This is a genomic window from Pseudoalteromonas sp. ESRF-bin5 (assembly GCF_002632075.1).
GTDB classification, from domain to species: domain Bacteria; phylum Pseudomonadota; class Gammaproteobacteria; order Enterobacterales; family Alteromonadaceae; genus Pseudoalteromonas; species Pseudoalteromonas marina.
In genome coordinates, this window is record NZ_NTLW01000237.1 from 1 (window position 1) to 10,005 (window position 10,005).

6 protein-coding genes and 1 pseudogene are annotated in these 10,005 nt (G+C 41.0%); 2 read left to right on the forward strand and 5 right to left on the reverse strand.

The window, feature by feature from the left end; all coding sequences use genetic code 11:
- Positions 1-284: pseudogene (locus BCG07_RS14825) on the reverse strand (porin); the annotation flags it as partial.
- 117 nt (positions 285-401) lie between these two features.
- Positions 402-2,330: a RecQ family ATP-dependent DNA helicase gene (locus BCG07_RS14830; RefSeq protein WP_286890852.1), complete on the reverse strand. Its 1,929-nt coding sequence runs from the start codon at positions 2,328-2,330 to the stop codon at positions 402-404.
- Between the two features lie 237 nt (positions 2,331-2,567).
- Here BCG07_RS14830 and BCG07_RS14835 point away from each other — a divergent pair, with 237 nt between their 5' ends.
- Positions 2,568-3,872 (forward strand): NAD(P)/FAD-dependent oxidoreductase, encoded by a 1,305-nt coding sequence (locus BCG07_RS14835; protein ID WP_286890853.1) that lies wholly within the window; start codon positions 2,568-2,570, stop codon positions 3,870-3,872.
- A 110-nt stretch (positions 3,873-3,982) separates the two neighbouring features.
- Positions 3,983-5,482, forward strand: a complete 1,500-nt coding sequence (locus BCG07_RS14840; RefSeq protein WP_286890855.1) for a phospholipase effector Tle1 domain-containing protein — start codon at positions 3,983-3,985, stop codon at positions 5,480-5,482.
- A gap of 702 nt (positions 5,483-6,184) precedes the next feature.
- On the opposite strand, the gene arfA is transcribed toward BCG07_RS14840, so the two are convergent.
- From arfA to BCG07_RS14855, 3 genes are all read right to left on the reverse strand, one after another.
- The gene (arfA, locus tag BCG07_RS14845) at positions 6,185-6,385 is read right to left on the reverse strand and encodes an alternative ribosome rescue factor ArfA (protein WP_006793520.1); all 201 of its coding nucleotides are present in this window, start codon (positions 6,383-6,385) and stop codon (positions 6,185-6,187) included.
- Between the two features lie 371 nt (positions 6,386-6,756).
- Entirely contained in the window at positions 6,757-9,297 is a 2,541-nt protein-coding gene (locus BCG07_RS14850; protein WP_286890860.1) for a TonB-dependent receptor plug domain-containing protein, read from the reverse strand.
- A 249-nt stretch (positions 9,298-9,546) separates the two neighbouring features.
- The coding region (locus tag BCG07_RS14855) for a sensor histidine kinase (RefSeq protein ID WP_286890863.1) at positions 9,547-10,005 on the reverse strand (459 nt) is incomplete at its 5' end.

Sequence of the window (10,005 nt, forward strand, 5' to 3'; positions counted from 1 at the left end):
TTTACACCTCGGGCAACAATTTGACCTGTGACAGATAAGCCCTCACCAAGATCCCCCGACACTTGTATACCAATTAACGACTCTGGAGAGAAAGATAAGTCTTCTGTGTAGCCACTCACATTAGGGTAGTCAGCCAAAAAGGTTGGCTCAACACCATATTGCGGCACACCACTTCCACTGAGTACTTTACCCGCGTTAATACTTGCAAAGCCTGAAATATTAATTTCAGCGTAACTAGTCCCTGAAATAAACACTCCTAACAGCATCAATTTTTGCAGTTTCATCGTTCACCTCGTTTTATATGACCTTAATAGTCATGTTGAGTATAGTTAAACGCTGAAAAAACAAACAAAAATTTAACATTTTTTATAATTATGCAGGTTTGATCATTACTTTAATGGCTATCTGCCAAGCAGTGTGGCTTTTATATCGCTATACCGCTGTTGCTCACAAAGCGCAAATCCGCTAAGTTGGCGTACCTTATTACGAGCAAACAATGGCACGCTCATACCCGCTAAAAAACGGCACTGGGTTTCAACACCCACGTTATGAACTCCCTTTGTGGCCATATGCGCCAAAAACTCATCTACTTTTTGATAAATAACCTCATCTGCAATAGTTACAGGCGCTAGTGAGTATTCTAGTTTTACAGCATTACCACGGCATACACTGCAATGCCCGCATTGCGCTGGCGCGTTTTGGTCGTCAAAGTAGCGCGCTAAGTTATAACTCAGGCAAGTTTGTAGCTCAAAAAAGCGCACTAAAGCAGCAATTCGTTTTATTTCAGCTTGTTCTTTATCAGCAAAGTAGTGGTGTAACTGCTGGGCAAGCTCTGGGTTATTTATAACTTCACTATGCACTTTATATACTTGGGTAATGCGTTTGGTTTCAAGCGTTATAAGGTTTTTTTCAGCTAGGTAGTCAAGCGCGGCCACAACCCGTTTACGGTCAACCTGCGCGGCTTGGGTAAGGGTGTCAAAATTGAGCGTGCCCCATATTTTTTTAAAATCAGTATAGCTAAATATTTGCGTTAAAAAAGCTTGGCGCTGCTCGTCAAACTGGCTAAGCAATTGGGTTTTATCAACCAAAAACTTGTATTTAAAATCGGCATAATAGGCGTACTGCGGCGTAATTGCGCCTTGCATTTCAAGTTGAACCAGTAATGTTTTAAGTGCCAGTTGCCTAATATTACTTTCGCTTGAAAGGCTGTATTCTTGCATTTCCCATTGCTGTTGGGCTTGGCGAATATCGTTAATTACATATTCAATGCCACTCAGCTCAGGGGTGTCGCCATATACAAAGTTTTCTACTGTGTTTAGGCCATCTAAATTAGCAAGCGTGTAGCAGTTTGATGGGTTGCCATCGCGCCCTGCGCGGCCAATTTCTTGGCTGTAGTTTTCAATCGATTTTGGTAAATCGTAATGAATAACAAAACGAATGTCTGATTTATCAACGCCCATACCAAAGGCTATAGTTGCTACAACTATGTTAATTTTACCCGCCATAAAATCATCTTGAATTTGCCACCGGAGTGTATCTTCAAGCCCTGCATGATACGCAACCGCCTGAATACCTTGCGCACTTAGCGTGTTAGCCACTTGCTCAGCACTTTGCTGCAGTGTTACATACACAATACCTGGGCCATTTTGCGCACGCACTATGTTTGTAAGTTCGGTGTTTTTATCAGCCGTTTTTACACTTAGCACGCTTAAATCGAGGTTAGCGCGGTAAAAGCCAGTTTGTACAATGCACTCAGGGGCAATATTAAAACGCTCGCTCATGTCGCGTTTTACTTTTTTAGTGGCGGTGGCGGTAAGCAATAGTACTAGTGGAATATTTAGCTCTTCGCGATATCGCGGTAGTTTTAAGTAGTCAGGTCTGAAGTTATGCCCCCATTCAGATATACAGTGCGCCTCATCTACCACCAGCATAGACAGCGCAACCTGGCTTATAAACTCTCTAAATCGCTCGTTTTTAAAGCGCTCTACCGACACCATTAACACTTTAATTTTACCATTTCGCACATCGTTCATTACGGTGCTGCTTTGCATTTGGTCTTGGCTAGAATCAAGGCTTGCCGCGTAAATACCTTTGCTATTTAAAAAACTAATTTGATCTTTCATTAAGGCTAGTAATGGCGACACCACTAACGTTAAGTTTTCTAAATGCATAGCCGTTAGCTGATAACACAACGACTTACCCGACCCTGTAGGGAATATAGCAAGGGACGATTGCCCATTTAAAAGCTGCTCTATAGTTTGCTGCTGCCCTGCTCTAAACTGGTTAAAACCAAAATGTTGCTCAAGTGATTGTAAAAGCGGCGTATTCATAAAAATGTCCTTTTTGGCGTTGATAACACAGGGCTATAACAGAAAAATGCAGCCTAGATGAAGTATTTGCAAGTTAGTATACCGTAAATTAGGTGATTTACTGCTGACATATCCATTATTTAGGCGCACACTATAGCCCCATAAAAGTGAGCTTTGCCAAAATAATTTTCGATACCCAAGTCATTTTAAAAATAATAAAACAGATTGCTTGGGTATATTATTTTTAAGGGCATAGTCATGAACATAACCACTCCTAAAATCGTCGTTATTGGCGGCGGCGCTGGCGGATTAGAGCTTGCAACTCAATTAGGGCATAAACTAGGAAAGAAAAAACACGCAGAAATTTTATTAATAGACAAAAACCGCACCCACATATGGAAGCCATTACTGCACGAAGTAGCCACAGGCTCTATTGACCCCGATTTAGATGGCGTAGTTTACTCTGCCCATGCCGCAAAACATCATTATAATTTTCAACTTGGTACCTTTTGTAATATCGACCAAAGTAATAAAACAATCACTCTCGCACCACTTTTTGACGAACTTGGCCACACTATTTTGCCCAAACGCGCAGTACGCTATGACCACCTTGTTATTGCTATTGGCAGTGTAAGTAACGACTTTAATACCCCAGGCATAAAAGAGCATTGCTACTTTTTAGATTCAAACCAGCAAGCTGAGCGTTTTCAGCATTCTTTGCTCGATAGCTTTACCCGCCTTCATCAAGACGACAACCAGCAACAATCTCTTGATATTGCCATTGTTGGCGGCGGCGCAACAGGCGTTGAGCTCTCGGCAGAGCTGTATCACGTGTCTGAATTACTAAAGCTTTACGGCCTTACAAACATGTCGTCTAAACGTTTGCACATTCATTTAATTGAAGCCGGTCCACGTATTTTACCTGCATTACCAGAGCGTATTGCCGTAAGTGCCAAACGCGAGCTGTTAAAATTGGGCGTAAACGTGCTAGAACAAACCCAAGTAAAAGAAGCCACAGAGCAAGGGTTTATTACAAAAGACGAAGAACATATTAATGCCGATATTATGGTATGGGCGGCAGGCGTAAAAGCGCCAGATTTTATTAAAGACTTAGGTGTTTTTGAGCTTACCCGAAGCAACCAAATTCAAGTAAACAAGTTTTTACAAAGCACCGTAGATAAAAGCATTTTTGTACTTGGCGATTGCTGCGCCTTTACCCAAGAAGACGGAAAACTTGTACCGCCACGCGCGCAATCGGCCCATCAAATGGCACAATGTGTTGAAAAAAATCTTATTGCAACACTTAAACACCAGCCGCTAAGCGAGTTTAAATACAGCGACCACGGCTCTCTCGTTAACTTATCGCGCTACAGCACAGTCGGTAATTTAATGGGTAACTTAACCAGCAACACCTTTTTTATTGAAGGTAAAATAGCCCGCTTTATGTATATATCGCTGTATCGTATGCACCAGCGCGCCATACACGGTAGCGCAAAAACCTTTGCGTTATGGATAAGCGAAAAAGTACTGCGTGTAGTGCGCCCTAAAATGAAATTGCATTAATAAATAACCCATGGCGGTAATAAGCAGATTTAATAAATTTTTATTACCGCTGTCTTTGATTTTTCACAATTCCCATGTAAATTTATACAAACCACTTAGGGAATAAGGCAATGACGGGAAAAACACTAGTTTTTAACTTTGATGGCACAGGAAATGAGCCCCGTGACGCAGACCAATTTAGCTCAGAGCATTTTAAAGAAGACAGTAGTATTTCTAACATTGTTAAGCTGCACTTATTATTAGGCGGCAAACTTGATGGTTCCCCCACTACACCTTTCTCGCAACAATTGAGCTTTTATTATCAAGGTATTGGCACTAAAGGTAGCCGGTTAAAACGCATTTTAAACCAAACTTTAGCGCCACGTGGTGACGATGTTGCCAGTATTTTAAATCAAGCCATGCGTGATTTTAAAACGCATTACCAACTAGGCGATACCCTTTTACTTACCGGTTTTAGCCGAGGTGGCGCTCTCGCTAGGCGTTTTGCAAAAATTCTGGAACCTTTGATTAGTAATAATGTGTACGTATGTGTATTTGATACCGTGGCCTCAATTGGCTTATCAAAAGTGAGTAAAGCGACACGCGGCGCCGAGCACGTTATTTTTGAAAACCACACCATTGCTAATAATATTTCACAAGCACTGCACTGCGTGGCACTTGATGAAAAACGCCGTGCGTTTGAGGCTACGCTGATGAACCATCAAAATAACATTACTGAACTGTGGTTTGCAGGCGCGCATTCAGACATTGGCGGTGGATACTACCGTGATGGTTTAGCTGATATTTGCTTACGTTATGCACTTGAGTGGATTATTGAGCAGCCGTTAGCTATTTCATTGTTAACAAGTCACGATATTAACTACAAAACTCTTCTTCCAGATAGTAATTTAATTGCACAAGACGATCTCACTGTTATCCCCGACTCACTTGCACTTAGCCACCAGCAAAATTACTTTTGGTTAAACTCGTTCTTTAAGCTGGTAGATAGAGAGTGCTTTGTGCTGGTGGATAACGAAGCGAGTAATATTAGGCCATTAGTTCACCACAGTGTGACTACACGTATTAATAAGCTCACTAGCTACCGTCCAGAGTCACTTAAAAAGCAGTCATACAACGTTAGCTACAGTGACAACAGCACCTTAAGTTTTACCGGCTTAAGTGCGCACATTACGCTTGCCAACCAAAATATGAGCGTATTAAGTATTGGCCAAAGCCAAGATGTGGTGGTATTTGCCAGTGAATTTTATAACAAAACGGGCTTAATGCTCGAGCAAGGTGCAACCTATCGCTTTACTCCCTACCCTGATCAACATTGGTTTGACGACGGCATAAAGTGTACACCTATGGGATGGCATCGCGATGACGTGCAATTAGGCGTTAAAGAAATTCCAATGGCATTACTTGAACCATTCAGACGACTTCCAGATGCTCAGTGGTTCTCATTAGTTGGTGCAATTAATAATAACGAAGAATTTTTATTTAAAATAGCTAATGACGCTACGGTGACTATTACTAAATCAGGTGAATTTAGTCCCTTCGCCAATGACTTAAGCCGCTTTTATGGCGCCAATGCAGGAAAAATAAAAGTAAAAGTAAGCCGCATAAGTTAAATGGGCTGAAGACGCGCAGCTTGATGGCGTTTAAAAGCAACGCTTTAACTGGGAACCACCGAGAAGCGAAGAAGAATACCTAGAGAAGTGACTAAACGATACGGGTGTTTTCAATGTGTAGCGCGAAGCACCTCGGTTTACTCGGTGGTCATATACAGATAACTTATACTAATTTGCTTTGGCTGCTCGTTTACTCCTCTCTCTTCTCTTTGTGCATTTTTGTATTAAAGATCAATAAATCACAAAGAGGTTTAGAGACGCTTCACTTTTAGAGAAGTAAATAGCATCTTGCGCGAGCAAGCTTCGCGCCTACAGCTTTCACTTCTCATTTGCTCCTCATTTACTTCTCTTTGTGCATTTTTGTATTAAAGATCAATAAATCACAAAAGGGTTTAGAAACGCTTCGCTTTTAGAGAAAAAAATAGCATCTTGCGCGAGCAAGCTTAGCGCCTACAGCTTTCACTTCTCATTTACTCCTCATTCCCTTCTCTTTGTGCATTTTTAATAAAGATCAATAAATTACAAAAAGGTTGAGACGTGCTTTGTTCGGGCTAGAGCTCATACAGCAAATGCACTTCTTATCGCGTTAAATTTACATATCGTGGGCGCCTTAAAGCACCATATTATAGATAAAGACAACACACTTACCCGCATGCTACGGCAAAAAGTAGGCAGTTAAAAGTCTTATTTGATCGGTGCTATTTAAGCCGCGATTAAATAAGACTCTCGTCCTACGTGTTTGTTATTGCGTTTAAATGAGCCTTTCCCTTTTTTAGCTTTTACCACTTGAGGTTTAAACACTTTAGAGGTTACTAAAGCCGCCAGCGCATTATGATTAATAACACCCCGACCGGTGTCTACCGCGCTATTATTTGCGGCTTTGCTTTTCGATTTTTTAGCCATTTTATTTCCTAACTATTTATAACAATAAGAACCTTAAGAAGTGGCGATTGTATGCCTAATTTTCAAGCTTGCAAGTATTTTTATCATTACACAACGCTCTTTTTTCATAATAAATAAACATAAAAAAAGCGCAGTAAATAACTGCGCTTAGTAGTAACCTGAACACTGGATAATAAATCTATCTCTAGCAGCTATTTCCAGCGCTAACAGCGTTGAATTTACTTGAAATAGGCTAGCTATTGACGCGTAAATTCGCCTTGTTTCCACTGAAAACCTCTTGCTAGAGAAATAAGCTTAAATATCATCATGATGAAATATGTTGGTATATCTCTTAACCAGAGTTCAGGTTAAATAATTTTTAGCTCAAGTAATTAAAATTCAAAGCTTACTTTTGCATAATATGTACGCCCGTCAAAGCCATAAGGCAATGCACGTACAGGGTATTTAAACGCACCATTGGTAATAAAGTTAAGTACTTCGTCATCACCTAACTCATCGGGTGTTTCATCAAATACGTTGTCGGCACCAACAGAAAGCGTAAACATCTCATTAATGTCATAACTTACGTTTACATCAACCAACACTGCTGATTCAACTGTACTTGTTGGTTTAAACGACCCCGTTGGAGAAAGCTCTCCCGGTAATGAAATATGGTCGTTACCAAAGTATTTTACATCGGTTTCGCCAAAGTAATTAAAACGAAGTGTTGAAGTATATGCGTCGCGCGCATAATCAAATGTCAGCGTGGCACGCTCACTTGGCTGTCCATCAGTAAAAAAGCTACGTTGTAAGTCATCAAAGGCAACCGCTTCTGGAATACCTTCTTCTGCATTTACGTTATCAATTTTAGTGTCGTTCAAATTACCAGCAAAAGTAACACCCAAATTAGCCCCGTCGATCTCAGTACGATACGAAGCAATAATATCAACACCTTGTGTAGTAGAATCAACGGAGTTTGAGAAGTAATTAGCCTGTACTGCGCCTGTAGCTTGAAGCGCAGCAAGCGCATCTGGGCTAAACGATACGTCGTCAGCCGATAACAAACTTCCTAACGTTATGCGGTCTTTAATTTCCACACGGTAAAAGTCAACTGTAAGTGAAAGCTCGCTGCTTACATCGTAAACAAATCCCGCGCTGTAGTTAGTTGAAGTCTCAAGCTCTAAAGTATCAACCCCTAACGCACTTGGAAATGCCGTGCCTGTGTTAGCAGTAAACGACTGAGTTAACGAGCCATCCGACCCTAGGTTGGTTGTAAAAGCTGTATAACCGCTTTGCTGAAGCGAAGGCGCTCTAAAGCCAGTTGATACCGCACCACGAACAGCAAAGTCATTATTAAACTCGTAACGTGTCGCTAGTTTACCTATTAAATCGTCACCCGCATCTGAAAAGTCTTCATAGCGAAGTGCACCACTAACGTTCCATGCATCTGTAATCATCGTTTCTACATCTACAAATATCGCGTAGCTATTTCGATCACTATTATTTGCCGCTTCTGGGCGTAGGCCGTTATACGCCTGAAATCCACACTGCGCAAATTGATTTTCGTCATTGACTGACGGATAAGAAGTATCAGTATTAGCTAAACCACAAGCATACGACGCTTGGCTGCCTGGTACTATTTCGTAATTTTCTTTTCGGTATTCTGCGCCAATAGTTACGTATAGTGGTTCACTGCGACCAATATCTACAATGCCGTTAAAATCAGCATTAAATGTAGTTTGATCAAATCTAAATCCACCTGAATAGCCACCGGTTGGGCCTGCATTAGCTGCAATATCAGCATCGCTTGCATCAGGGTTATTAAATAAGTACTCGGCAGCGTAAGACGCATTTAAGGTATTACGCGAGGTAAAATCGTATTGGTTTTCACCATATACAGCCGACACATCGTAAGTCCAATCTGGGTTTATATCCCCTTTAAACCCTATTGCAAACGAAAGATCTTGTGCTTCATTGTATATACGCGGTAAAAAACCATCACTGTATACTTGAGTCACGTTTTTAGACGCTTCGTTAAAGTTACGATAAAAACCATTACCTAACGCGCTTCGCTCTGAGAACCCACCAAACGAGTAAAGCTCGCTATCGCCAACAGGCAGTGCCATATTGTAAAACAGCGATGTGAATTCGCTATCAGCGTTACCCTGTCCCCAGCGAACATCCTCTGAAAGCGTTCCGGGCTCTACATTTAACGACCCCCCCGTATCGCGTTCTGCACGGTTAGTCCCGTCAGCATCTCGGTATTCTAGTGATAAATTAATAAAACCACCTTCGTTACCTAACTCAAAACCACGGTTTAAACCTGCGGTAACTGTGTCGCCGTCGCCTTCGCTTGTGCCGCCATACTGAACAAAGCCCGTTGTTACACCTGTTGAATTATTAAGTGATAAGTTGATTACACCCGCTATTGCATCGGAGCCATATTTTGCCGCTGCGCCATCACGAAGTACTTCAACGCCTTTAAGCGCAGTTAACGGAATTGCGTTCATATCGGTACCGGCAGCACCAGCACCAACCGTCCCATTAAGACCAAAAATAGATTGATTATGACGGCGTTTACCATTGACCAATACCAGCGTTTGATCGGGTTGTAAACCACGAAGTGTAGCAGGTCTAAATAAGTCAGAACCATCTGACACCTGCGTACGCGAAAAGTTAAATGACGGTGCTGTAGCTTGTAGGCTTTGGCCAAGCTCAGTGTAACCGCCTTTATTTAAATCATCTGAGTCTATTAAATCTATTGGTGAAGATGACTCTGTTGAGGTGCGATTAGACACCCGAGAGCCTAATACAGATATTTGTTCAATATTTTTAGCAGCTTGAACGGGGGCTTCTTGCGCGATAACAACGCCTGGTGCGCATACTGCAAATGCAACTGCCGCTGCAAGTGTATTTAAACGATATGTTGACATAGTGACGACCCTGTTTATGTGTGTTCTTATAGTTTATTTGGCGATTTAGCATCGCCAATGAGGAACATCCTAGCAACATTAGCAAATAAAAAGAAATGAAAAATTTTAAATTAAAGGCCTAAGTATGCAAATAAAGTTCAACTTAAGAAAAAAAATACACCAAAAAGGCTAAAATTAATGCAAACAAGGAATTAAAATTACAAAATACATTTTTAACAAACTGTTTACAATGAGTATTTATTTATTAACTTATTCTTTTAAGGGGAGTGAGCATAAAATGGACGTACCTGTCTCTATTATGCTGTTAACTTGTATCTTTCCTGCGTGTTCTTGCACTATTGAGTGCACAAGCGTTAGCCCCATCCCACTATTTTTTCCTACTTCTTTGGTCGTGAAAAAAGGGTCAAACATCTGTTCTTGTACATGGTTTGTCATGCCACAACCGTTATCTTTTATCTCAATACAAATAAAGCTATTTTGTTCAAAAACACGCACTTCAACAATGCACCCTTTGGTGTCATTATGCTCACAGGCTTCTCGGGCATTAATGAGTAAATTAACAAAAAGCTGATTAATTGAAGCTAAATTACAATAAATAGGCGGTACATTTTCAAAATCGGTTTTTATAGCGCACAGCGATAGCTGACTTTCAAGAAGCTTAAGCATATTTACAGCAACATCGACTATGTTGACGAGCTGAACTGCATG

Bases quoted from the DNA above. Each gene is read 5' to 3' on its own strand.
- BCG07_RS14850 (WP_286890860.1), bottom strand. From the start codon at position 9,297: ATGTCAACATATCGTTTAAATACACTTGCAGCGGCAGTTGCATTTGCA.
- BCG07_RS14830 (WP_286890852.1), bottom strand. From the start codon at position 2,330: ATGAATACGCCGCTTTTACAATCACTTGAGCAACATTTTGGTTTTAAC.
- BCG07_RS14840 (WP_286890855.1), top strand. From the start codon at position 3,983: ATGACGGGAAAAACACTAGTTTTTAACTTTGATGGCACAGGAAATGAG.
- BCG07_RS14835 (WP_286890853.1), top strand. From the start codon at position 2,568: ATGAACATAACCACTCCTAAAATCGTCGTTATTGGCGGCGGCGCTGGC.
- arfA (WP_006793520.1), bottom strand. From the start codon at position 6,385: ATGGCTAAAAAATCGAAAAGCAAAGCCGCAAATAATAGCGCGGTAGAC.